Here is a 24,424-nt window from a genome sequence, read left to right as displayed (position 1 = left end):
TTAAATTTTCAATCTATTTAAATTATACCAATTTATTTCGGAATGCGAAAGTTTAAATCTATAAGATCTCTTCAATGAATTCACTTAACGAAATCAATTTATGCTGGTCTCTTCCAATAGTAGTCTTTGAAGTAAGCAGTGAATTTAAAATGGCTTCTTCTGTTGCATCTGCAACGCCAATAAATGCTTGTTCAATTTCTTCTTCATGGATAAAAGCGAAGTGTTGCAATTGTTCGTTTGAATAATGAGAGATCTTATTTGCTGTTGAAAAACCAATGAAAATATCTCCACTGCCATGACCGATATAAGAACCAGTTCTACTTAGTCCAACAGACGCTCTCTTCAATATACGATGTAATTGTCGATCCGAAACGGGTAAATCAGTCGCAATAACTATGATGACGGAGCCTTTGTCCATTTCTTCCTGTGTAGATGGGATCAATTGCTTAATCCTAGGTCCAACTTTATGCCCGTCGATGGTTAAGTGCTGTAACTGGCCGAAATTGGTTAAAGCTAGAACACCAATCGTATATGTCCCATGATAATAGGTTATTTCTCTAGAAGAAGAACCAATACCACCTTTTAGTCCAAAGCATTTCATGCCTGTACCAGCTCCAATATTACCTTCATCGAAATCAACTGACGCTTGTTCTAAAGCAATAAATGCATGTTCTTCTTTGACAGCGAAATCACGGATATCATTTAAATACATATCATTGCATTCACCGACAACGGTATTTATCGTTCCTGTGGTAGTTCCAATATCATCATTTTGATTCAACATATATTTAAGTAGAGCACTAGAGCATGTTGGTACACTTAAGGTATTGGTTAAGAGGATGGGCGTTTCTATTGTCCCTAGTTCCTCAATTTGAATGGTTCCAACGGTTTTACCAAATCCATTTAAGACATAACTACTGGCAATGACCTTCTCTCTAAATACATTTCCACCGTGAGGAATGATTGATGTAACTCCTGTTTTATAAGAACCATCACTAATTGTTGAATGACCAACAGTGACTCCTTTAACATCTGTTATCTTATTTTTTGGACCTGGCTTTAATGAACCGATGGTTACACCATAATCCCTTAAACGTTTCATACTGATTCCTCCTCTAAATTTTCTGTTAATAGAAATAGTATAATCGAATCCAAATTAGCTGTATATCCTTAGGGCTTTAACAGAGAATATAGAAGAGATTAAATGAAGAGGTGTATCAATGGTTTCAACATATGATTGTGTTGTAATTGGTGGAGGAATTGCCGGACTTCAAGCAGCAATTCAGTTAGGAAGATATCAACATCAAGCACTTGTGATTGATTCTAAGCTTGGAAGATCAACATTATGTAGGAATTATCATAATATCTTAGGCTGGCCAAATGGTGTAAGTGGAGAGACGCTTAGAAATCTTGGAAGAGAGCATGCTAGAAGCTATGGCATCCAATTTCTAACAGATACTGTCATCGCTATAAAGGATCATCAGGAAATTCTAGAGATTTCTTGTGAATCAGGAGAGCAATATTATGCAAAAAAGGTTCTATTAGCAACAGGTGTGTTAGATAGACTGCCATCTGATATTGAAGACCTAATTCCATGTTTAGGTCTGTCTGTCTATGTTTGTCCTGATTGTGACGGATATGAAATCAGAGGGAAAAAGACGGTTGTCCTAGGTGCTGGTAAGGTTGGTGCTCAGTTAGCTCTAACTTTAATGCAATGGACAAATTCGCTGACCTATATTAATCATGATGGGAATGAATTAGAAGCTGAATTGCAAACGCAATTAGTTGGAAAAGGAATTACCTACATAAAAGAGCCGATAAAAAGAATTATCTCCAAAAACTCGAATGAACTGAAGAGTATTATCCTAGAAAGTGGCCAAGTAATTGAAGCAGAAAAAGGCTTCATTGGGTTTGGTGGAAATAAAGTTCGCACTGATTTGATTAAGGAACTTTCGGTTGAAAGAATGGAAAATAATCATGTCATTGTAGATCCTCGTACGAAAAGAACGAGTCATCCTAATATATGGGCTGCTGGTGACATCGCTGTTCACTCTGAGCAAGTGACAATTGCAATGGGCGATGGAATGCAAGCAGCTATTTGGATCCATAAAAGTCTTGTAAACGAGCAATAAATAAATCAAGGGTTACGAAGGTGTGAAGCTATTGTTTCACACCTATTTAACATGAGAAATTTGATTTATAAAAAAGGGAGAAGATTTTCGCATCAAATCACATATACCTTTATTAAGAAGAAATAGTTTATTTATTCAGGTAGGAGGTGTACATTATTGAAAAAGACTAATCTAATTAAACCTTTTCTTGACAAGGACTATCCAATTATAAGTCATGGTGATGGGATTTATCTTTTTGATACAAATGGAAAAAAGTATTTAGACGGTTCATCTGGGGCAATAACAGCGAGTATTGGGCATGCTGTCCCCGAAATTATTCAAACAATGAATGAACAAGCCAATAAAATCTCCTTTGTATATAGGTCTCAATTCACAAGTGAGCCTGCTGAACAATTAGCGGCAAAATTATCAGAACTTTCAAGTGGCCACTCAAACTGGTCTTTTTTTGTCAATAGTGGTTCAGAAGCGACAGAAACTGCCATGAAAATAGCGATTCAGTATTGGCAGGAAAAAGGCTTAAAAGGTAAAAATAAAATTTTATCACGATGGATGAGTTATCACGGTATTACGATTGGTGCCTTATCAATGTCAGGTCACTCTGGAAGAAGATCACGTTTTGTACCTCTATTAGAAGACTTTCCAACCATTTCTCCACCATACTGCTACAGATGTCCCTATAATCAATCCTACCCAACTTGTCAAAGTGCATGTGCGTCTGAATTAGAACAAGCGATCCATAGAATTGGAGCAGAGCATATCGCCGCATTTATTGCTGAACCTATTGTTGGTGCAGCAGGTGGAGCAATGGTTCCACCCAAGAATTATTACCAAGTCATAAAAGAGATATGTGATAAGCACGATATTTTATTCATTGCAGATGAAGTCATGACAGGGATAGGCCGTACAGGAAAAATGTTCGCGATGGAACATTGGGAGATAAAAGCCGATATTGTCTCATTAGGAAAAGGGATGAGTGCTGGTTACACACCAATTGCTGCTACACTTGTTAGTGATAAAGTCATTGAACCGATTAGAAATGGTTCAAAGCTTGTTATGAGCGGACATACGTATAGTGCTAATCCACAATCTTCAGCTATTTCACTTGCAGTGATCAAGTATATTGAACAAAATCAACTTGTCAATCAAGCTCATGTAATGGGCGACTATTTATATGAAAAACTTGTAGAACTAAAAAAACATATTCCAATAATAGGAGATGTCAGAGGAAAAGGGTTATTAATAGGAATGGAGTTTGTTTCAAATCAAGAAAATAAACGACCGTTTAGTAAGGACCTAGATATAACGAGTGAAATCATCTCTAAGGCGCAGTTTAATGGTCTTTTATTATACCCAGCTGTAGCCGGAATTGAAGGCTACGGAGGCGATGCTATCCTAATAGCACCGCCTCTGACAATTAAGCAAGATGAGATTGATAGACTTGTAGATTTATTAGAACAAACTCTTATGGAGATCTAAGTGAGGTGAGTAAAATAATTACCAACAGTTTTCAAAAAATTTCAACCCTGGATGATGCATTAGTTTCTATTACTGACGGATGTTCACTAATGTATGGCGGATTTGGTGGAATAGGGACGCCACCAACGATTGTAGATTGGATCTTAACTCAACATATTACTAATTTAACATTAATAGGTAATGATGCTGGATTCCCTCATATTGGGATTGGAAGAGTGGTAAGTAATCAGCAAGCAAAGAAATTGATTGTCTCACATATAGGCTCAAATCCAATAGCCGGAAAGCTTATGAATGATGGGTTACTTGAAGTAGAATTTTCTCCGCAAGGTACACTTGCAGAAAGAATTCGAGCTGGTGGAGTGGGGGTAGGTGGAATCCTTACAGATGTTGGGGTTGAGAATGAAATTGTGAATAAAGGAAAGAAAATGATAAATACAGGTGGTAAGACTTATTTGATCGAGCCTGCATTAACTGCGGATGTATCAATTGTTTATGCTAAAAAGGCTGATCCATTTGGAAATCTTATCTATGATAAAACGGCTCGAAATATGAATCCTCTTGTTGCAATGGCTGGGACTATTACAATTGCTGAGGTAGAAGAAATTGTCCCATTAGGTGAACTAGACCCTGAGGAAATCATTACTCCTGGGATTTTTGTTAATAAAATCATTCAAAGTAAAGGGGTGAATTGGAAATGGGTATGGGAGAGGACATAAGAATTCAAATTGCAAAGCGAGCTGCAAAGGAAATCAAGGACGGAAATATTGTAAATCTAGGTATCGGCATCCCATCTCTCGTACCAAATTTTCTCGAAAATAAAACAAACGTCATGATTCAAGCTGAGAATGGTGTGTTGGGTATAGGGAAAACACCTGCTTCAGGACTTGAGGATAAGAATTTATGTAATGCAGCAGGTTACCCTGTTACAACAATAAGTGGTGCTTCATACGTTGACAGTTCAATCTCATTTGGAATGATTAGGAAAGGTTATATAGATATTACGATTTTAGGAGCATTACAAGTAAGTGAAAAAGGGGATTTAGCAAATTGGATTGTACCGGGGAAACGTGTACCTGGAATGGGTGGGGCAATGGAACTTGCACAAAAGGCCAAAAAGGTTATTGTAGTTATGAGTCATTTAACGAAAAACGGCCAATCCAAAATTGTTCAAAACTGTTCTTTGCCACTAACTTCAGGTAGATGTGTGGATCTAATCATTACTGATTTTGCCGTGATAAAGGTAGAAAAAGAGAAACTGAAATTAATAGAAGTGATGGGATCGAAAACTGTTGAGGATGTAATTAATAATACGGATGCTGATATCACAATTGACAAACTCAAATAATGGAGTGTGAAAAATGATTGATTATAAGAATACAATCCACAACTGGATGAACAACCATCGAAATGAAGGGGTGAGCTTTCTAAAAAAATTAGTACAGGAACAAAGTCTTCAGGGGTACGAGAGCAGGGCACAAGCTATTGTGATTGAGAAATGTGTAGAACTTGGATTAGACGTCGATTCATGGGTACCAGGAGGACCTGAATTATTAAATCATATTGCATTTGTTTCACCAAGAGAGACTTTTAATGGAAGTCAAAATGTTGTTGCAACTTTAAAAGGATCCGGAGGAGGAAAGTCTTTAATTTTGAATGGACATATTGATGTCGTCCCTTCGGGTGAAGAAGATCAATGGGATGTCGATTCATTTTCAGGCTTAGTTAAGGATGGGAAATTATATGGTCGAGGCTCAACAGATATGAAGGGAGGAACCGTTTCTCTTCTTCTAGCTGTAGAAGCAATTATTAAATCAGGGATTGTGTTAAAAGGTGATGTGATTTTTCAAAGTGTGATAGAAGAGGAGAGTGGCGGAGCTGGTACATTAGCCGCTATTCTAAGAGGGTACAAAGCAGATGGAGCCATTATTCCAGAGCCAACTAATATGAAAATCTTTCCGAAGCAGCAAGGATCCCTTTGGTTCCGCTTAACCGTTACAGGAAAATCAGCTCATGGAGGAACACGATATGAAGGTGTTAGTGCGATTGAAAAAAGTATCCTTGTGTTGCAATCAATTGAAAAGTTAGAGACTAACAGAAACGAGCAAATTAATGATCCTTTATATGACAATATACAAATACCAGTGCCAATTAATGTAGGAACCATTAAAGGAGGCTCATGGCCATCTTCAGTACCAGATTCAGTCATCATTGAGGGGAGAATGGGTGTTATTCCTGAAGAAACAATGGAAGAAGCGAAAGAAAGTTTAGAGAAATGGGTAGCTAATCTAAAGTATATTGATCCTTGGTTTATCACTAATTCAGTTAAAGTGGAGTGGTGGGGAGCACGCTGGATACCAGGAACAATAGATGCTGATCATGAATTATTAAGTACTTTAAAAATAAATTACAAGGAAATAATAAATAAGGAGCCAATTATTGAAGCATCACCGTGGGGAACTGATGGTGGGTTATTGACGAATGTTGGGGACATACCAACTGTTGTTTTCGGCCCAGGAACAACAGAAGTCGCCCATTTCCCTAACGAATATATCGAAATAGACCGTGTGTTTGAAGTCGCGGAAATTATTGCTTTAACAATGATTCAATGGTGTCAAACAAAGACTGATACCTAATCTATCATTTGTCTACTGGAAAGTACCTTACATTCCTTACAAGGGAATAAAGGTGCTTTTTTTACTTTAAAGCAGCTTTCACATATTCTGTCGTATATTGGTAATAATTTTAAGTAAGGGATTTGTTGGGATAAAGGGGTTGATACTCATTGTTACTTTTTCATTTCTGTTTATTTGGGTTAGTTTCATCGTTTTTTTAGGAATCATTGATATGTTTTTTTATGGAACTGGATTACTACATTCCGTTCTAGAGAACTTGTTACCAGCTAACGGCACAAGAGAATATTGGGTAACAAGCTTTGCATGGCTTGGATTTATTTATTCTATCGTAATTGATTATCGTATTAAGAAAAATAAGTAGCATTGTAAGACGAGTGAGGTACAGATTATGAAACCCAAATTAACAGAAAAAATCTCACTGTGGCAGCTCTTTATTCTTATTTTTGTATTTGAAATAGGAAGTGCTGTCGTAGTTGATATTGGAAGTGAAGCAAAACAAGATGCATGGATTGCCATTTTATTAGCCTCAGGGATAGGGATAGCGCTTATCATTTTTTATGTATTTATTTTAAAGAAAAAGGAAGGCTTAAACTTATTTGAAATACTTGCATTTTGCTTTGGGAAATATATCGGAAAACTGCTTTCTTTATTGTATATTATATATTTTTTTTATATAGCTGCTAGAGTAATGCGTGACTTTGGTGAATTAATTGTGTCAACTATTTTTGAAGTGACACCAATTGAAATACTATCAATTACAATTATGCTAGTAATTATCTATATGTTGTACTTAGGAATCGAGGTTTTAGGTAGAACCTCTGAAATATTCTTGCCATATGTGTTTCTGTTTATTTTACTTGTAGGTTCATTCATTCTTTTTACAGGTGAGATGCATTTTAATAATTTACGTCCAATCATGGCAGATGGATTTGGTCCGATTATAAAAGGGATATTTCCTAGTTTGATGACTTTTCCTTTCGGAGAACTAGTTGCTTTTATGGTGATCATACCATATGTCACTCAATTCAAAAATGCAAAAAAAGTAAGTATTTATGCCGTTTCATTCACAGGACTTATGTTGTCGTTTACCTCAGTTATTTTAATCGCAACTCTTGGTGCAGAAATGAAGGGAAGGGCAACTTTTCCTTTATTAAGTGCAGCTCGAGAGATTTCACTTCTCCACTTTATTGAACGTGTTGATTTAGTTGTCGTATTTGTGGTGATGTTCGGCATTATTGTAAAGGTTAGTATACTTTTCTTTGCAGGATTAAAAGGACTAGAGCATGTTTTTTCAATTCCCTATCGAATGTTTATATTTCCTATGGCTACGATTGTCGCATATATATCGATTATCATTTCACACAATTTTGCAGAACATATTCAAGAGGGGCTTAAATTTGTACCGTTTTATCTTCATCTTCCATTTCAATACGTAATTCCAATGTTGATCACACCAATACTGTTATGGAAGACAAGTAGAAAAGCTAAGAAGGTGAAATCAAATGAATAACAGGGGAACTTTTTTCAAACGTAGGAAAAATAAGCAACTAGAACATTCTTCGACCGATGAAATGATTACTGATATAAAACAAGAGGAGCTTTCGTTTGATCTAACAAAAAATAAAGAGCTAATCAAAAAAGCATTTGGAAATACGATGGATTTTAAAATTGAAGAGGTAACTTTTGGAGATAAAGCAGCAATAATATGCTATATAGATACAATGGTTGCAAAAAATAAAATTGTTGAACAAGTCTTTAAACCATTAGAGAGTGTAAATGCTGAAGAGGGTATTCATATTACTGAGGATAACTTTGAGCAAATAAGAAAAGCTTATTTCGCTGGTCTGTCATTTACTTATTGTAAAAACTATCATCAAATCATATGGCATATTTTGTCTGGCTTTATTGTGATTGTTATCGATGGAATCCAAGCAAATGCATTTGCCTTGGAAGTCATTAATGAGGACAGAAGATCAATTGACGAGCCTTCTACCCAAACGATTATTAGAGGTCCAAAGGAAGGGTTCACAGAACTCTTATCGACAAATATTAGTTTAATTAGAAGAAGATTAAAGAATCATAACCTTCAATTTGAAAATTACATCATTGGAAAAGAATCTAAAACCTCAATAGCTTTAGGATATATAGATGGAATAACTAATAAAGACATTCTTAATGAAGTGAGAGAAAGAATTAATAAGATTGATGCCTCACTAATTTTAGATTCAGGAAATATTGAAGAATTCATTGTGGACAAGACTTTGACACCCTTTCCATTAACTTTCAATACTGAACGACCAGATAGTACTTCGGCTCAGCTTGCAGAGGGGAAGGTTGTACTGATTGTAGATGGAAGTCCATTTGTTATCGTAGTTCCAACTGTTTTTACTGATTTCTTTCAAGCAACAGAAGATTATTACCAACCATTCTTTATGGCAACTTTCATTCGAATTATACGATACATGTCATTTATGATTGCGTTAGTATTACCTTCACTCTATGTTGCCTTAACTACCTTTCATCAAGAGTTATTACCAACAGAATTATTAATTAGCATTCAGGCTCAAAGGGAAGGCGTACCGTTTCCAGCTGTTGTAGAAATCTTTATGATGGAACTAACATTTGAGGTGCTCCGAGAAGCGGGTATACGAATGCCACGAGCCGTTGGACAAACGGTATCAATTGTCGGTGCATTGGTGTTAGGACAAGCAGCCGTTGAAGCAGGACTTGTTTCAAATGTACTAGTTATTATTGTTGCCTTTACAGCAATCGCCAGTTTTGTATCACCAATATATAATTTCTCTATTGCTACGAGACTTTTAAGATTTATATTAATCTTAGCAGCAGCTTCTTTAGGCTTATATGGTGTACTTCTAGGACTTGTAATTATGGTCATTCATTTAACAAGCTTAAGATCGTTTGGAATCTCATATCTCACTCCAGTTGCGCCTCTATTAATCGAAGATCAGACGGATGTATTTGTAAGACTTCCAATTTGGGCTAACAAAAAAAGACCATCATATTTAAAGACAGCCGCACCTATCAAGAAGGAACATACGAATAACCCATCTCCTCCTACTCAAAGTAAAGGTGATCAAGAATGAGGAAAATTCTACTCTTAAACATGTGTTGTACGCTACTAGTATTAACTGGGTGCTGGGACAGTATTGAATTAAATGAAGTGTCAATTGTCACAGGGATGGCCATTGAAAAAGGGGAAAATAAAAAATATAAATTATCAGTCGAAGTCATAAATGCAGCAGAATTTGCTCATGGTGGAGGTACTGGTGATACTCCTGTCGTAGTCTTTGCACTAGAAGGAGATTCTATCTCAGAATTATCTGATAAAATGAATAAAGGATATATTAGAAAATTAATCTACTCACATACACGTTTAATTGTGATTGATGAACAAGTGGCAAAAAAAGGGATGGTTGATTTCTTTGATTTTTTAGAACGGAGTGGGGAGGTTCGAAATGATTTCAATATCATGATTGCAAAAGGAGTAAAGGCCTCAGATATTATTAAAACAACCTACCCAGGTCGAAAAAGTCCTTCCATGAAAATTCATTATCAAGCTGAAACATTTTTAAGGGAGTGGGGGGGGGATCCACATTTACGATTTACTGATTTTATTGAGGCATTTGTTTCAAAAGGCAGGCAACCAGTTGCTGCAGCAATCACTATTGAAGGCAATCCTAAAAAAGGGAACAGCGTTGATAACAACAAAAACTTAGATTTAGAAGCGACAGTTGTATTTGATGGAATGGCTATTTTCAAATATGACACTTTATTAGGTTTCCTTTCATTAGAGGACACACGTAACTATTTATGGATTAACGAATTAGAAAAGACCACTATTACAGCACCATGTTCAGTAGAGCAAGAACAAGAAAATAAATATATAGATGTAAAAATTAACCATTCTACTGCAAAAAGAAGAGTCACTTATCAAGATGGAATCCCAAATCTATCAGTTGAGGTTATAGTCGAAGCCAATTTACAGGGAACTCAATGTCCTAATAAATTATCAGAAATGGAGTCATATCTAATACATGAAAAATCAATAGAAAAATTTATTAAAGAGCAGATCACAGGTACAATAGAAAAGGTACAAGATAAATATCAAGTAGACATTTTTGGTTTTGGAGAAGATCTAAGAAGAAGTGACTACAAAAAATGGAAAGAAGTTGAGGGTGATTGGGATGAAGAATTTTCTACAGCAAATGTTGAAGTTAAGGCTAAGGCATTTTTAAGACGTTCTGGTGTGAGAACGGACAGCTTTATTTCGGAAGTAGAAAAGAAGGATTAAGATTCCTTCTTTTTTACTTTGTTAGTAGAATATCTTATTGTGATTGCAAGTATGATGAAATAAAGAAGAAGTAAGTAGATGGAGGTGATGAAATGGGGCAAACCTTTTATGAAGAGAAATTGTTAAAGTCACCAAATTACAAAATGGAGATGACGTATGATTATTTTAATAAACGTTTAAGATTAAATGATTTTAGTGGAAATCCTTCACATATCATAAATAAGCTTCAGACACTGATAACAGAAAATCAATTTGAAAAAGTAATTTGCTATGTTAGGAAAGAGCAAATGTTCACTTTTATTGCTGGAGGATTCCACCTAGAGGCAATAGTACAGAAGTATTTTAGTGGTAGTGACGCATATATTATGACAAAATATCCAAAAACGGAACGTAGAAATAGTCAGACTTGGAGTGCAGAGGACAAAATACTATCAGATATTAAACAGAAGACGATTGTAAAAAAAACTTCGAGACCATCTGAATACACCTTACGTAAAGCTAATGAATCTGATGCCGAAAAGTTAGCACATATGTATTCCACGGTTTTCAAAATATATCCAACTCCATTAATAAACCCAGATTATATCAAGACGTCGATAGATAATGGAAATATCTTTTATTATATAAAAAATGATAGCGGCATAGTCAGTGCTGCATCTGCAGATATCAATTTCAAATACTACAATGCCGAATTAACTGATTGTGCGACAATTCCAGCGTTTCGAAAATACGGGTTTATGAAATTGTTACTCACAAAATTAGAGCTAGAATTATTGAATAAACAGATCTATTGTGTGTATTCAATTGCTAGATCACTTTCTTATGGAATGAATGCTTGTTTTCATCAATTGGGTTACACCTACACAGGTAGACTAGCAAATAATTGTTATATCTTTGATAAATTAGAGGACATGAATGTCTGGTCAAAGGATTTATCAATCACTGCTGAAAAATCGGCAGAAGATGCTTAATAATTGGCATCTGAGGCAATTCCCGTGAGGTGATCCTATAAGTGTTAATGAGTGACGAGATGGTGAAGGCAATTTTGGGAAGCATTGATGAAGCCATTCATGTCATAAATAATGAAGGGGTGACGATTTATTATAATGAAATGGCTGCTAAGCATGATGGTCTAACAATTGATGAGGTTTTAGGAAAACACTTATTAGATGTATTCCCATCGCTAACAGAGAAATCAAGTACCTTATTAAATGTCATTAAAACATCTCAACCGATTTATCAGCTTCCACAATCTTATAAAAACATTCGTGGTGTTCAAATCGATACCATTAATACGACACTGCCAATCATTGTCAATGATAATCTAGTAGGAGCAATTGAAATTGCAAAGGATTATTCGCAGCTAAAACATCTCTCTAATAAACTGTTGGATTTGCAGCAGAAATCTAATAAGAAAACAAAAAAACCTAATGAAATGAATGGTGCTCAATATACAATGAATGATATCTTAACTGTTAATCCTGAATTCAAGCTAGTACTCAAGCAAGCAAGAAATGTTGCTCAAACTTCATCAACTGTATTGGTATTTGGTGAGACAGGAACAGGGAAAGAATTATTAGTTCAATCAATTCATAACTTTTCATCAAGAAGTCATGGTTCATTTATTGCTCAAAATTGTGCAGCAATACCAGAATCTCTACTTGAGAGTATCTTATTTGGTACAGTTAAAGGGAGTTATACAGGTGCAATTGACAGGGCTGGTTTATTTGAACTTGCACATGGGGGAACTTTATTTTTGGATGAAATGAACTCGATGCCACTTGAACTGCAAGCTCGATTATTAAGAGTGTTAGAGGATGGAATGGTTCGAAGAATTGGTAGTACAAAGGTATTTAAAGTTGATGTACGTGTGATTGTAGCAATGAATAAGCATCCAGAGGAATGCTTGAGGGATGGTGAGATACGGGCAGACTTATTTTATCGATTAAATGTTTTTTCATTACAAATTCCCCCCTTGAAAAGTCGCAAAGAAGATATTCCAATTTTAATCGAGCATTTTATAAACAAATTTAATCTGGATTTTAATAAGAAGGTAACAAATACGGATGATGAATTCATTAATCGGCTAGTTACGTATCATTGGCCAGGGAATGTAAGGGAGCTGAAGCATATTGTTGAACATGCGATGAACATGGTTGAAGGCAAAACGTTATTACCTGAGTATTTACCTCCACACTTTTTACAACATCAATCTACTCTCATTCATGAACCATCGATTCAACCTTTAAAACAGCTTCTAGAGGAAACGGAAAGGAAGGTTATATCAAATGCTCTTCGTATCACGGATGGGAATGTCATGAGAGCGTCAAAGCTATTACAGATTCCAAGACAAACCCTTCAATATAAAATGAATAAACTTTTTAAATAAAGGCTGTTTACTCAAAGTTTGTTGTTTTTGTGATAAATTAATTGAAAATGATTTCTAGCAGCCTGAATACACTCAAGACTCCCGTGGGATGCGCTGGCTCCCACAGGACGCGGAGTGTATTCAGGCTGCGGTATTCAAAGCAACAATATATACGAAAATAGCCAAAATAAAAAACTGCATTTTTAGCAGTTTTTTTATTTTGGCACGAAACTTGCAAGGTAAATAAGTAAAATAAGGAGGAGATCTCATGCTAAATGATTTATATAAGCCAACTCGTCATTGGAAGGACATAGATTTATGGAAAGAAGTTACAGAAGATCAATGGAATGATTGGCTATGGCAGCTCACAAACACGATTAGAACAATCGATGATTTGAAAAAAGTCATAAATCTAACAAAGGATGAAGAAGAAGGTGTAAGAATTTCAACCAAAACGATTCCACTTAATATCACCCCATATTATGCATCGTTGATGAATCCAGATGATCCAAGATGTCCAATAAGAATGCAATCTGTACCTATTTCAAAAGAAATCTATAAAACGAAATATGATCTTGAAGATCCGCTTCATGAAGATGAAGATTCACCAGTAGCTGGATTAACCCATCGTTATCCAGATCGAGTACTTTTTCTTGTGACTAATCAATGTTCGATGTATTGTCGCTATTGTACGAGAAGAAGATTCTCAGGACAGATTGGAATGGGGGTTCCCAAAAAACAGCTAGACGCTGCTATTGAATATATACGAAATACACCAGAAGTAAGAGATGTCTTACTATCTGGAGGAGATGGACTATTAATTAATGATCAAATCCTTGAATATATTTTGAAGAATTTACGAGAAATACCTCATGTTGAAATTATACGAATCGGAACTAGAGCTCCTGTCGTATTTCCTCAACGAATTACAGAAAATCTATGTTCAATTCTAAAAAAATATCATCCTATTTGGTTAAATACCCATTTTAATACTTCAATAGAAATCACTGAGGAATCCAAAAAAGCATGTGAAATGCTTGCAAATGTAGGTGTTCCGCTTGGAAATCAATCAGTCATACTTGCTGGAATTAATGACAGTGTACCGATCATGAAGAAATTAATGCATGATCTAGTCAAATTCAGAGTTCGTCCATATTATATTTATCAATGTGATTTATCAGAAGGAATTGGTCATTTCCGAGCACCTATTTCAAAAGGTCTCGAAATTATTGAAGGGTTAAGAGGACATACTTCTGGGTACGCAGTCCCTACATTTGTATGTGACGCTCCTGGTGGAGGTGGAAAAATTGCGCTACAACCCAATTATTTAATATCACAAAGTCCTGAAAAAGTGGTCTTACGGAATTTTGAAGGTGTCATCACGACATATCCAGAACCTGAAAATTATCTCCCAGGACGTGCAGATGAGTACTTCAATGAGATCTATCCAAATAGTACTGATAAAAAATCTTCGATTGGTATTTCAGGGTTATTAAATGATCAAGAATTCAATCTAGTACCTAATGGATTAAAACGTTTAAATCGACGTCAGACTTACACAACAGACCCAACTCATTCTTCACTAAAGGATAAACGAGAAAAACGTGATCAGTTAAAGCAGAAAAAATATGAAGCTCAATTAAAGAAATGGCAGCAGACTGATGATGGAAAGGAGATATAAAATGTGTTGCGAATGGTGCTCCTCTGAACAAATTATGGATAAGACAACTACAGTCTATTGGGAATTACCAGATGGAACGAAAGCGATTGAAATCAAAGATACTCCAACGATAAATTGTAATGAATGTGGGATGAGCTACCAGGAAGAAGAGATTATTGAACAAATTGAAGAACAACTATTATTAATTAATACTAAAATCTTAGAAAGCTCGTTAACATTTAATGAATTAATGGGAAAACAAAGGTTGTTAAAAAGAAATTATTTCAAATTTGATTAGAATTGAAAGTGCTAAGTCTAACAGGCTTGGCTCTTTTTATGATTTGAAATAACTTTTTTTTGCGATAATTGTCATTTTTCATTATACTTAACTAAGGTAACTTATTAACCTAGTGAAGAATAGTAGAGTCAAATACGAATAGAGGATGTGCATTATGTTTAATTTATTAAAAACGTTAACTGGCCTTCATGGACCTTGTGGCTATGAACAGCCAGTCTCATATTTCATCAAAGATTATATTAAAGACATGGTGGATGAAGTAGTGATTGATCCAATTGGAAATGTGATTGCTACGCGAAAAGGGAGTCAACCGGGACCCAAAATTATAGTTACTGCACATATGGATGAGATTGGCTTTATCGTAAAAAAAATAGAAAATAATGGGTTGATCCGATTTGAAAAACTCGGTGGCCATGATGATCGGATTCTCCTTGCTCAAAAGGTAAGGGTTAGAACAAAATCAGGAGAATTATTAGGTGTCATAGGCACGATGTCCGCTCATTTTGTGAAGTTTGATGATGCATCAAAAGTAAGAAATCATAGACAGTTATACATAGATATTGGGGCAAAGTCCAAGGAAGATGCACTTGCACTAGGAGTTGAAATTGGTTCGCCAATCACATGGGCAACAGAACTTGATTTATTAGGAAATGAACATACTGGAAGAGTTGTAGGAAAAGGCTTAGATGACAGAGCAGGTTGTGCGGTGGTTATTAAATTGCTAGAGAACTTACAGAATCAAGCATTTGCTGGTGAAGTAGTAGCTATCTTCACTGTTCAAGAAGAAGTTGGTTTACGAGGAGCGCAAGTGGCGGCACGAAATATAGAAGTTGATGTAGCTATTGCAATTGACACGACAGCTGTAAGTGATACACCAGAAGAGACGATGGATCAAACTTTACATTTAGGCGAAGGTACTGGTATTAAGATTATTGACTTTAGCTTAATTGCACATCCAACTGTGAAGGAAACTCTAATTACAGTTGCTAAAGAGAAAGAGATTCGTTTTCAATATGAAGTCTTCCCAGGGATTGGGACTGATGGTGGAGCAGTGTCACTTAGCAATAAAGGGATTCCGACTGGTGTGTTATCCATTCCATCTAGATATGCACATTCACCGGTTGAAGTGATAGACTTAGATGATCTACAAGCAACAATTAACCTACTGACATCATTTGTTATAAATTTGAATCAAAAAAGTTCTTTTTCATTTTAAGATTTCTGAAGTGATATGATAAAATGAGAAAAGTTGCTTTGTTTATAAAGGAGTAGTTGAATGCGTAAATCATTTTATCATTATATGCTTAAATACCGAAATGAAAAAGGTAAGGATGAGCTAAGCCTATTTGCAAATAATATGTATCTCGACCATAGCTTTCCAAAAAACATTTTCGATTATCATGAAATAAGCACATATTTAGAATTTAATGGAGAATATCTTGACTCAATGTCAGTCTTTGATCGCGCATGGGAGTTATATATAAGCGATGAAGAATAATGGGCCTACAAAAAAATATATATAGTAATAGGTGAAATAGGTTGACTGAATGTCAACCTATTTCATTTATGATTAGCGTTTTCTTCCATTTTGCATATAATATCAAACCACCTTTAGTAGGATGAGATGAAGGAGGACAGCTAATATGAATCATAATCAAAAACCCCCACGTTTCAAAATAGGCGATATTGTTGTTATTACTCAATATGGAACGGTGGGGACGGTTACAGATATAGAGCATGTAGACGGAGACTATCTATATAAAGTGAATCATGGACATCAATTCTTCTTAGAGTCCTGTCTTGATTCTATTTCAACTTACCAAGGTGGAGAAATTGAAATAGAACAGTTAGAGGTCCAATTAAAATATTATTTTGGAGATTTGGTTTTTGTTAAAGGATATGGAAAAAACATCTTCAAAGTCGTCGGAATTCGGACAGAGATTTGGAGATATAAAGAAGGTTCATTTGAAGAAATAATTTATGAGTTATCAAGACTTTCAGATGGTGAATGGTTAGAAGCAGCTGAAGAAGAACTGATTCTTATTGCTGATAGTGAGAATGCAGAAACCTTTCTTCAAAAACTTACACTGTTTTATATGATTCAGAAACAAAAAAAGACAATGGAGTTGCAAGCCATCATGGACATGTCAAAAAAAACAGAAAAAGAAATGATAAAAATAAAGAAAGAAAAAGCAGAAATCATCGATGGTTTATTAGACGTGTATAATGATTATAGAGATCTATATGAAGTTTTCGGTGATGATAAATATAAAAAAGTCATGGAACTTGCTATGAAAAATCTAGAAAAATATATGCAAAATCATAATACAGTGGATGGTAACAAAGAGACATAGATTATGATATCCAAAGAAATAGATAAATAAATAATGGGATAGCAATGACCATACATGTCATAAATAAGCCATTTGTTACTTTTTCAAGCCAAAGATCAAATAATGGTCCATCTATTAGATCTAAGGTTTTCTTTGTTTGCTCAGATTCAACTACTACTCGTCGATTTATCATAATTAACTCCTCCAGCTTGTCCATCTTTCTATCATTCTATGTTTCAATGTTTCATTTATGCTTTTAAAAATAGAAATTTTTACATAATAAATTCTCTAGTTGTTTAAACAACTTGCATATCTATTTATGGTTGAACATAAATCTTAATTAAAGGGGGACGATATTGTGAAAGAAATTGAGGTCGTTATTGATACGGAAGAAATAGCGGAGTTCTTTTACAATGAACTCATTAGCAGAGGGTATGTTCCAGAAGAAGGGGAGCTAGATGATTTAGCTGATATTACCTTCGAATATTTACTTGAAAAATGCATTATAGATGAAGAGGAATCTGAAACTGAATAAGAAACAAAGAGGACGACAGATATTTGTCGTCTTCTTTTATTAAGTGAACTATTTTTTTCTTTGAGCTGCTGATTCTTCCTTCCCATGCGCTTCTTCTTCAGCAATAATATCCTTCATTGGTATATGGTTATTTTTCTTTTGTGTCAGACGTTCACGATGTTTTTTTCCCATTAACTATCCATCCTTTCTCATAAGAGTGTTTTTAAAAGTGACTAGGATTCCTGTTTCTGTTTTTGATTAGAGTTCGGTAAATGTCCACCTTTTCGAGTTGTTGGGTTTGTTTCATTCGCATACTCAACAGCTTGCTGCAGCTTTTTACTCATTTTTTCTTTTGACATCAAAGACCCTCCCTTCAAATCATTCAAATGTATTATCTCCAAGGTCTCCTTAGAAAATGTTAAAAAGAGATGTCTCTTTTTATTGATTTGAAACTTAATAAAATTAGTGTTATATTTTTTGATTAGAGGGTAGTCCCTTGTATAGAAGAGGAGGAAAACGATCGTGAGCGTACATATCGAAGCAAAACAAAATGAAATTGCAGAAACAATTCTATTACCTGGAGATCCACTTAGGGCAAAATACATAGCTGAAACTTTTCTTGAAGATGCTACTTGTTACAATAATGTAAGAGGTATGTTAGGGTTTACTGGTACATATAAGGGTCATCGCATATCTGTTCAAGGAACCGGGATGGGTGTACCATCCATTTCAATATATGTGAATGAATTAATTAACAGCTATAATGTTCAAAATTTAATTAGAGTTGGGACATGTGGTGCCATTCAAAAAGACGTCAAGGTTAGAGACGTTATCTTAGCAATGACTTCATCTACTGACTCACAAATGAATCGTTTAACCTTCGGGGGAGTTGATTATGCTCCAACAGCATCATTTGATTTACTTAAGAAGGCATATGATACTGGTGTGAAAAAAGGATTGAATTTAAAAGTTGGAAGTGTCTTTACAGCAGATCAGTTCTATAATGATAACGCTGAATTGGAAAAATGGGCTTCCTATGGTATACTTGCCATTGAAATGGAAACAACTGCATTATATACTTTAGCTGCAAAATTTAATCGCAAAGCGCTTTCTGTTCTGACTGTAAGCGATCATATTCTTACTGGTGAAGAAACAACATCAGAGGAACGTCAAGTAACATTTAATGAAATGATTGAAGTAGCGTTAGATGCGGCAATCATGAAGTAATATCTAAAGTAATTGATTTGCTTCACCCTTTTAACGGTGGAGCATTTTCTTTTACTCTTAAGAATTGAAGGTGGAAACATGGTGAAACGGTTCATATCCGTATACTTATTAATTCTTGCTGTAAGTACTACTGTTGTAGGCTGTAGTCAGTTTGATCTAAACAGTCTGCTCGAACATCGAATTGGTGATGCAACCAAATTAGAAAATGAACAAACGACTCCTAGTGAGACAGGAAAAGATTCTAATGCAAACTCTGGCAATGGACAAGCCCACGAAGAAGAAGTGGACGACGAATGGGTCCTTGAAGCGAAGTTCTTTAATGAAGTAGAAATTAGTGATGGATTATCAGTCATTTTGAATCCAGAGAATATCTTATCCTTAGTAAATAAGGAGCATACGCTTCCAAGTGTATATAGTCCTGCAGATTTGACGATTCCAGAGGTTGAATTCTCATTTGGTAAACAGGATGTGCCAAAAAGCTATTTACGAGAAGAGGCAGCATTAGCATTAGAAAAGATGTTTGCATCAGCAAACAATGAAGGCATTAAATTATTTGCAGTGTCAGGCTATCGTTCTTATGAGACACAAGAGGCTTTATATAATGCTCAAATTAAAAAAACAGGCGATACGGAAGTAGCAAATCAAACCGTCGCTGTTCCTGGTGAAAGTGAACATCAAACTGGATTAGCGATGGATGTTAGTAGTAAGAGTGTTAATTTACAGTTAATTGAAGAATTTGGTGAAACAAAGGAAGGGAAATGGGTTGAGCAAAATGCCCATAAATTTGGTTTTATTCTAAGATTTCCAAAAGGGAAAGAAGATATCACAGGATATCAATATGAACCATGGCATTTCCGTTATGTAGGTGAGGAAATAGCCAGCCAAATATATAATAACAATCTTACATTAGAAGAATTTTTCGGCAAGGTCAAAAAACTCTAAATAGACAATCCCTAGCATTTTAAACTAGGGATTTTTTTTGTTATATCCGACTTTTTTCATATTTTTAGTTTCTTATGTTTTTTTGCGTTGAATAATGGTATCATTTAGTAGAGGAGTGATATGATGAATCAGAAGAAATCTATTAAAGAATTAGTTGTACAACTGAAGAAAAGTGGAATAAACGCAAGCATTAGCAAATCACGCAAAACCATAAATAATGCAAAACTATATGGGACCTGTTACTCAGACAGTAAATTTACCGTGCAAAGTTAATTTACTTTCTGCATTTATAGATTCTAAAACCAAGTTTATTTTTGTATTTTTGCGTTAATAATTCATGCCTGTCAAGTATCGTTAAATAGTATTGATTAATTTCAGGAGATAAATGGAATTCTATACCGTGAAATTCTTCTGTTCCTTCAGTGCTTAAGTCAATAGAATCGATCGTCACTATTCCGAATCCTGAATGATACATAAGATTTTTCCATTCTACTTCATTATAAATTTCATTTACCCCATAAAATGTTTTAATTTCTTCTTTCTCTGCAGATGTGAGATTCCCTTCATTTGTCATTTCAATTGCAAGCAATACTCCACCTTTTTTTAATACTCGTGATATCTCCTTAAGTGCTTTTTTAGAATCTGTAAATGATAAAACAGATTCAGATAATACATAATCAAACGAACTATCCTCATAAGGTAGTTTTTCTGCATTAGCTACTAATAAATCCACTTTATACCCTAAATTATTTAGTCTCATTTTCGCCTTTTCAATCATCAATGGATGAATGTCTATTGCTGTTATATTACATTTATATTTGCTCACAAGATGCGCAGCAGTTTGACCAGTACCACAACCGATATCAAGAATTTTTGTTGAATTCGTCAATCCTTCATGTTTGAGAAGCTGTTTTGATAATTGCAGACCTCCTGGATGAGCACCACCAACTCCAAATAGAGCTAAGAATTCTAAATAGTCATTCATAGCATTCACCTCATATAAAACGTTTTCCTGCATTATATGAATGAAGGTGAATATGTGCATTTAAGTTCAGGAATACTAAAGATGATCTTGGTAAGAAGGGAATATGCAAGGTTTCACAAATAAATTAATAATAAGTCTTGCTTTACCTGATATATATTGCGTAATATAAGATTGAATAAAAATAGAAAAGAGGAATTATAAATGGCTGAAAAAACATTTACAATAACTAGTGATTCAGGTTTACACGCTAGACCAGCTACTGTGTTAGTTAATAAAGCTGGACAATTTCAATCAGATGTATCTTTAACTTTTAACGGTAGAACAGTTAATTTAAAATCAATTATGGGTGTTATGTCTCTAGGTGTACCAAAAGGTTCTGAAATTGTAATCAGTGCTGAAGGTAACGATGCTGAAGAAGCAATCGCAGCTATTGAAGGCGTGTTAAAAGCTGAGGGGCTAGGAGAATAACTATTATTAAGACATTACACCAAATAATCTAATACATAAGGTGTAAAGAAAAACGAGACTTTCTAACTAATAACTATGTTGTTAAAGAAAGTCTCTTTTTTGTATTCAAAAGATTGTTATGCTGTGTCACCATGATCAATTCGTTCATTTGTTTTAATTAATGCTCCAGTACGGATCAATGAAAGAAATTGCAATTTCGGGAATACTCCTTTACTTCTTGCATCTTCCATTTCAATCCTTACAGTCGTTTCATTAAAATCGATGACCTTTAATGTTTTAGCGTTACAAAAATTTGGGACGAATTTCTTAGTAACCTCAAATTCCATATTTTGCTGTAGCTCCATCATTCTACCTCCAATAGAAATAATTACCTATACTTTTTCCTTAATTGGATAGAATATACAATTATAAGAAAAATATAGTTTTCTAAGCTTATTCGTGGAAGTTTTAACCTAAAAAATATAAAATTAAAAAAACAATACGTATTGGAGGCTTTGCTATTGAAATCAATTATTAAAGAAGATGTTCAACAACGACTTAATGAACTATCCAAAACTGAATTATATCTTCATTTGGAAACAACAAACGGAGCTTATGCAGCACATCATGATTCAACAAAGATGAATGTTGGTGCTTATATACGTAATACAAAACTTACTGTTGAAATGGGAAAAATAACAGGAGAAGGTCCTTATCGAGTAGGACTTAAAACAACGTTAGGATGGGTTTATGCTGAAGGACTAACAGATTTTCACATTGATCAAGAAGGAAGACTTCTTCTAGCTGGTCATGATGCTGAAGGGAAATTAGCGGTAGCGCTTCAATTAAGTAAAAACCCATTTTAAATGGATGAAAAAGGAGAATTATTAGATGAAAGAACGTATTTTAGTTGTATTTCCACATCCAGATGATGAGGCTTTCGGTACTGCAGGTCTACTAGCAATGAAAACAAAAGAAGGAGTACCTATTACATATGTGTGTGCGACACTAGGTGAAATGGGTAGAAATATGGGGAATCCTTTTTTTGCAAATAGAGAAACACTTCCTGAGATTAGACGTAAAGAGATTCATGACGCATGTAAGGTGTTAGGAATAGAAGATTTAAGATTATTAGGACTTCGAGATAAAACATTAGAATTTGAGGATTTAGATGTCTTATCAGATCGGATAGAAGAAATTATTCATGAAGTTAAGCCAACATTAGTGATTACCTTCTATCCAGGTTATGCAGTACATCCTGATCATGATGCATGTGGGGAAGCAACTATAAATGCTGTGAAACGTCTTCCAGAGGATAGTCGACCAATTATTTATTGTAAGGCTTTTTCAAATAATACAGTTAGAGATCTTGGAGAGCCAGACATTGTATTTGATGTGTCTGAGGTGTTTAGTACAAAGCTTGCCGCAATCGCTGCACATAAGTCCCAAACAGAAGGTCTAATCAAAAGTTTAAATGATAAAATTCATGATATTAATGATGAAGCATTACTGTGGTTAAAGGAAGAAGGATATTATATTTATAAGTAATAATTTACAACCTTTATCGAGTAGATAAAGGTTATTTTATTTTAGTATTTGTAAAGAATATAAATAGCTTGATAAAGGGAGGCTATTTATGGATTTTGCACTATTACTCGAATATGCATGGGTTCTCCTTGTTCTAATTGCACTTGAGGGAATTCTTGCGGCTGATAATGCATTAGTTATGGCAATCATGGTTAAACACCTACCTGATGATCAACGAAAAAAAGCCCTATTCTATGGATTAGCTGGAGCTTTTGTCTTCAGATTCGGTTCTTTATTTGCCATCTCATTCTTAGTGGACGTTTGGCAAGTTCAAGCAATAGGTGCGATATATCTCATTTTCATTTCATTGAATCACATTTTGAAAAAGTTTGTCATTAAGAAAGAGGCAAATTCTAAAGAAACAGTTGATAAACCTAAGAAGCAATCAGGGTTTTGGATGACAGTACTTAAAGTAGAACTTGCAGACATTGCATTTGCAGTTGATTCAATCCTTGCAGCAGTAGCGCTTGCTGTCACATTACCATTGGCTCCATTACCGAACATTGGTGGAATGAATGGAGGGCACTTCCTTGTCATCCTGACAGGAGGTATTATTGGATTAATCATCATGCGTTTTGCAGCCACATATTTTGTGAAGCTACTTCATCGTAAACCAGGCTTGGAAACGGCTGCGTTTTTAATTGTTGGTTGGGTTGGGGTTAAGCTTGCTGTGTATACATTAGCACATCCTGCATTAGGAATTCTTTATGAAGGATTTCCGAAGCTTCCAGCATGGAAAATTACATTCTGGATTGTCTTAGTTGGAATTGCTGTTGGTGGTTGGTTTTTAAGTAAAGATAAAGGCCCACTTCCCCATAGTGATGAAACAGAAGATGCTCTAGAGAAAGAGGAAGATTTACTCAATCAACAATAAAACTTTACAATTAGTTAAAAATGGATAAATGTTCACTTGTCCAATATCCAGATATTCCTATATAATGATGAATTATACAGAACTTGGCTCATTTAAATATCTCAGACAGGAAAATGATACTAGGAGGTATTTTTATGAAAATGAATTTATATATGGAAATCTCGGTCATTTTATTATTAATCGTTGGATTTTCTCTTGCCTATTCGTTACTAAAGGATTCTCAAAAAAAACACATTAAATTTTTTAGTTTCTCTTTTATAAGTGGAATCTCTGTATTGCTTGTTTGGAGAGCCACTCAATTATTTTCATATTTTAACTAAATCCTGTATATTGAGCCAAAAAGAGCAACCTACATCGTTGCTCTTTTTTCCTTCTAACGGCCTGAATACACGGAGACTGACGTGGGATACTATTGATATAATGTATCCAACTGGTTCAATGAAGGATAGACATGCAAATATCCACAATGGACATATTACAGTTAATCAAATGAAGTCAATCATGAAATCAACTTTTCTATAAGATATACCGCTTATATTGGAAACGCCAACTTCGAAAGACTTTACACATAAAGAAGAGATTCAAATGATCTCGAAACTAATCTTATAAAAAAGAAGAGAAATAAATCTCTTCTTT

General features: G+C 34.8%; 30 protein-coding genes. 24 read left to right on the top strand and 6 right to left on the bottom strand.

Going from position 1 to position 24,424, the window contains the following annotated elements:
- Positions 1-58: 58 nt before the first annotated feature.
- Positions 59-1,102 (bottom strand): DmpA family aminopeptidase, encoded by a 1,044-nt coding sequence (locus F7888_RS03555; RefSeq protein ID WP_191777251.1) that lies wholly within the window; start codon positions 1,100-1,102, stop codon positions 59-61.
- 118 nt (positions 1,103-1,220) lie between these two features.
- Here F7888_RS03555 and F7888_RS03550 point away from each other — a divergent pair, with 118 nt between their 5' ends.
- From F7888_RS03550 to F7888_RS03475, 16 genes are all read left to right on the top strand, one after another.
- On the top strand, positions 1,221-2,132 hold the full coding sequence (locus F7888_RS03550) for an NAD(P)/FAD-dependent oxidoreductase (RefSeq protein WP_191777249.1): 912 nt from the start codon (positions 1,221-1,223) through the stop codon (positions 2,130-2,132).
- A gap of 156 nt (positions 2,133-2,288) precedes the next feature.
- The gene (locus tag F7888_RS03545) at positions 2,289-3,608 is read left to right on the top strand and encodes an aspartate aminotransferase family protein (RefSeq protein ID WP_191777247.1); all 1,320 of its coding nucleotides are present in this window, start codon (positions 2,289-2,291) and stop codon (positions 3,606-3,608) included.
- A gap of 17 nt (positions 3,609-3,625) precedes the next feature.
- Positions 3,626-4,324 carry a CoA transferase subunit A gene (locus tag F7888_RS03540; protein WP_191777461.1) on the top strand — a complete coding sequence of 233 codons (699 nt, stop codon included), beginning with the start codon at positions 3,626-3,628 and terminating at the stop codon, positions 4,322-4,324.
- Positions 4,303-4,953: a 3-oxoacid CoA-transferase subunit B gene (locus F7888_RS03535; protein ID WP_191777245.1), complete on the top strand. Its 651-nt coding sequence runs from the start codon at positions 4,303-4,305 to the stop codon at positions 4,951-4,953. Before F7888_RS03540 ends, F7888_RS03535 begins: the two co-directional genes overlap by 22 nt.
- Before the next feature lie 13 nt (positions 4,954-4,966).
- Entirely contained in the window at positions 4,967-6,241 is a 1,275-nt protein-coding gene (locus F7888_RS03530) for a peptidase (protein ID WP_191777243.1), read from the top strand.
- Between the two features lie 211 nt (positions 6,242-6,452).
- Positions 6,453-6,602 (top strand): hypothetical protein, encoded by a 150-nt coding sequence (locus F7888_RS03525; protein ID WP_191777241.1) that lies wholly within the window; start codon positions 6,453-6,455, stop codon positions 6,600-6,602.
- Positions 6,603-6,629: 27 nt separating this feature from the next.
- A complete protein-coding gene (locus F7888_RS03520) occupies positions 6,630-7,751 on the top strand; it encodes a GerAB/ArcD/ProY family transporter (protein WP_191777239.1) in 1,122 nt (373 codons plus the stop codon).
- Positions 7,744-9,345: a spore germination protein gene (locus F7888_RS03515; protein ID WP_191777237.1), complete on the top strand. Its 1,602-nt coding sequence runs from the start codon at positions 7,744-7,746 to the stop codon at positions 9,343-9,345. Before F7888_RS03520 ends, F7888_RS03515 begins: the two co-directional genes overlap by 8 nt.
- A complete protein-coding gene (locus F7888_RS03510; protein WP_191777235.1) occupies positions 9,342-10,553 on the top strand; it encodes a Ger(x)C family spore germination protein in 1,212 nt (403 codons plus the stop codon). The genes F7888_RS03515 and F7888_RS03510 overlap by 4 nt, the downstream gene beginning before the upstream one ends.
- A 92-nt stretch (positions 10,554-10,645) precedes the next feature.
- Positions 10,646-11,524, top strand: coding sequence for a putative beta-lysine N-acetyltransferase (ablB, locus tag F7888_RS03505; RefSeq protein WP_191777232.1), 879 nt, complete (start codon positions 10,646-10,648; stop codon positions 11,522-11,524).
- A 47-nt stretch (positions 11,525-11,571) separates the two neighbouring features.
- Positions 11,572-12,942: a sigma-54 interaction domain-containing protein gene (locus tag F7888_RS03500; RefSeq protein WP_191777459.1), complete on the top strand. Its 1,371-nt coding sequence runs from the start codon at positions 11,572-11,574 to the stop codon at positions 12,940-12,942.
- Between the two features lie 247 nt (positions 12,943-13,189).
- A complete protein-coding gene (kamA, locus tag F7888_RS03495) occupies positions 13,190-14,602 on the top strand; it encodes a lysine 2,3-aminomutase (protein WP_191777230.1) in 1,413 nt (470 codons plus the stop codon).
- A gap of 1 nt (position 14,603) precedes the next feature.
- On the top strand, positions 14,604-14,879 hold the full coding sequence (locus tag F7888_RS03490; protein WP_191777228.1) for a YokU family protein: 276 nt from the start codon (positions 14,604-14,606) through the stop codon (positions 14,877-14,879).
- Positions 14,880-15,033: 154 nt separating this feature from the next.
- On the top strand, positions 15,034-16,095 hold the full coding sequence (locus tag F7888_RS03485; RefSeq protein WP_191777226.1) for a M42 family metallopeptidase: 1,062 nt from the start codon (positions 15,034-15,036) through the stop codon (positions 16,093-16,095).
- 60 nt (positions 16,096-16,155) lie between these two features.
- A complete protein-coding gene (locus F7888_RS03480; protein WP_191777224.1) occupies positions 16,156-16,377 on the top strand; it encodes a YozE family protein in 222 nt (73 codons plus the stop codon).
- Positions 16,378-16,522: 145 nt separating this feature from the next.
- Positions 16,523-17,233: a hypothetical protein gene (locus F7888_RS03475; protein WP_191777222.1), complete on the top strand. Its 711-nt coding sequence runs from the start codon at positions 16,523-16,525 to the stop codon at positions 17,231-17,233.
- Between the two features lies 1 nt (position 17,234).
- On the opposite strand, the gene F7888_RS03470 is transcribed toward F7888_RS03475, so the two are convergent.
- The gene (locus tag F7888_RS03470; RefSeq protein ID WP_191777220.1) at positions 17,235-17,405 is read right to left on the bottom strand and encodes a hypothetical protein; all 171 of its coding nucleotides are present in this window, start codon (positions 17,403-17,405) and stop codon (positions 17,235-17,237) included.
- Positions 17,406-17,570: 165 nt separating this feature from the next.
- Here F7888_RS03470 and F7888_RS03465 point away from each other — a divergent pair, with 165 nt between their 5' ends.
- Positions 17,571-17,747, top strand: a complete 177-nt coding sequence (locus F7888_RS03465) for a YozD family protein (RefSeq protein WP_191777218.1) — start codon at positions 17,571-17,573, stop codon at positions 17,745-17,747.
- A 48-nt stretch (positions 17,748-17,795) separates the two neighbouring features.
- Here the strand turns inward: F7888_RS03465 and F7888_RS03460 are convergent, their stop codons facing one another.
- Positions 17,796-17,918, bottom strand: coding sequence for a hypothetical protein (locus F7888_RS03460; RefSeq protein ID WP_191777216.1), 123 nt, complete (start codon positions 17,916-17,918; stop codon positions 17,796-17,798).
- Positions 17,919-17,959: 41 nt separating this feature from the next.
- Entirely contained in the window at positions 17,960-18,085 is a 126-nt protein-coding gene (locus F7888_RS22795; protein WP_263601177.1) for a hypothetical protein, read from the bottom strand.
- 163 nt (positions 18,086-18,248) lie between these two features.
- On the opposite strand from F7888_RS22795, the gene deoD reads away from it, so the two are divergent.
- Both deoD and F7888_RS03450 read left to right on the top strand, forming a co-directional pair.
- Complete coding sequence (gene deoD / locus F7888_RS03455; protein ID WP_191777214.1) at positions 18,249-18,953, top strand: purine-nucleoside phosphorylase; 705 nt, start codon at positions 18,249-18,251, stop codon at positions 18,951-18,953.
- A 78-nt stretch (positions 18,954-19,031) separates the two neighbouring features.
- Positions 19,032-19,895 carry a M15 family metallopeptidase gene (locus F7888_RS03450; RefSeq protein ID WP_191777212.1) on the top strand — a complete coding sequence of 288 codons (864 nt, stop codon included), beginning with the start codon at positions 19,032-19,034 and terminating at the stop codon, positions 19,893-19,895.
- A 274-nt stretch (positions 19,896-20,169) separates the two neighbouring features.
- Here F7888_RS03450 and F7888_RS03445 read toward each other — a convergent pair whose 3' ends face one another.
- Positions 20,170-20,880: a class I SAM-dependent methyltransferase gene (locus F7888_RS03445; RefSeq protein WP_191777210.1), complete on the bottom strand. Its 711-nt coding sequence runs from the start codon at positions 20,878-20,880 to the stop codon at positions 20,170-20,172.
- Between the two features lie 201 nt (positions 20,881-21,081).
- On the opposite strand from F7888_RS03445, the gene F7888_RS03440 reads away from it, so the two are divergent.
- Positions 21,082-21,348: a phosphocarrier protein HPr gene (locus F7888_RS03440; protein ID WP_191777208.1), complete on the top strand. Its 267-nt coding sequence runs from the start codon at positions 21,082-21,084 to the stop codon at positions 21,346-21,348.
- Positions 21,349-21,464: 116 nt separating this feature from the next.
- Here the strand turns inward: F7888_RS03440 and F7888_RS03435 are convergent, their stop codons facing one another.
- The gene (locus F7888_RS03435; RefSeq protein ID WP_191777206.1) at positions 21,465-21,692 is read right to left on the bottom strand and encodes a hypothetical protein; all 228 of its coding nucleotides are present in this window, start codon (positions 21,690-21,692) and stop codon (positions 21,465-21,467) included.
- A 156-nt stretch (positions 21,693-21,848) separates the two neighbouring features.
- Here F7888_RS03435 and F7888_RS03430 point away from each other — a divergent pair, with 156 nt between their 5' ends.
- The 4 genes from F7888_RS03430 to F7888_RS03415 all read left to right on the top strand — a co-directional run bounded on the left by F7888_RS03430 (position 21,849) and on the right by F7888_RS03415 (position 24,108).
- Complete coding sequence (locus F7888_RS03430; protein WP_191777204.1) at positions 21,849-22,193, top strand: YojF family protein; 345 nt, start codon at positions 21,849-21,851, stop codon at positions 22,191-22,193.
- A 25-nt stretch (positions 22,194-22,218) separates the two neighbouring features.
- On the top strand, positions 22,219-22,875 hold the full coding sequence (gene bshB2, locus F7888_RS03425; protein WP_191777202.1) for a bacillithiol biosynthesis deacetylase BshB2: 657 nt from the start codon (positions 22,219-22,221) through the stop codon (positions 22,873-22,875).
- A gap of 88 nt (positions 22,876-22,963) precedes the next feature.
- A complete protein-coding gene (locus F7888_RS03420) occupies positions 22,964-23,788 on the top strand; it encodes a TerC family protein (RefSeq protein WP_191777199.1) in 825 nt (274 codons plus the stop codon).
- A gap of 134 nt (positions 23,789-23,922) precedes the next feature.
- Positions 23,923-24,108 carry a hypothetical protein gene (locus F7888_RS03415; RefSeq protein ID WP_191777197.1) on the top strand — a complete coding sequence of 62 codons (186 nt, stop codon included), beginning with the start codon at positions 23,923-23,925 and terminating at the stop codon, positions 24,106-24,108.
- Positions 24,109-24,424: the final 316 nt, after the last annotated feature.

Source organism: Litchfieldia stipae, assembly GCF_014837155.1.
GTDB lineage: Bacteria > Bacillota > Bacilli > Bacillales > Bacillaceae_L > Litchfieldia.
This window is presented reverse-complemented; position numbering and strand designations above follow the sequence as displayed.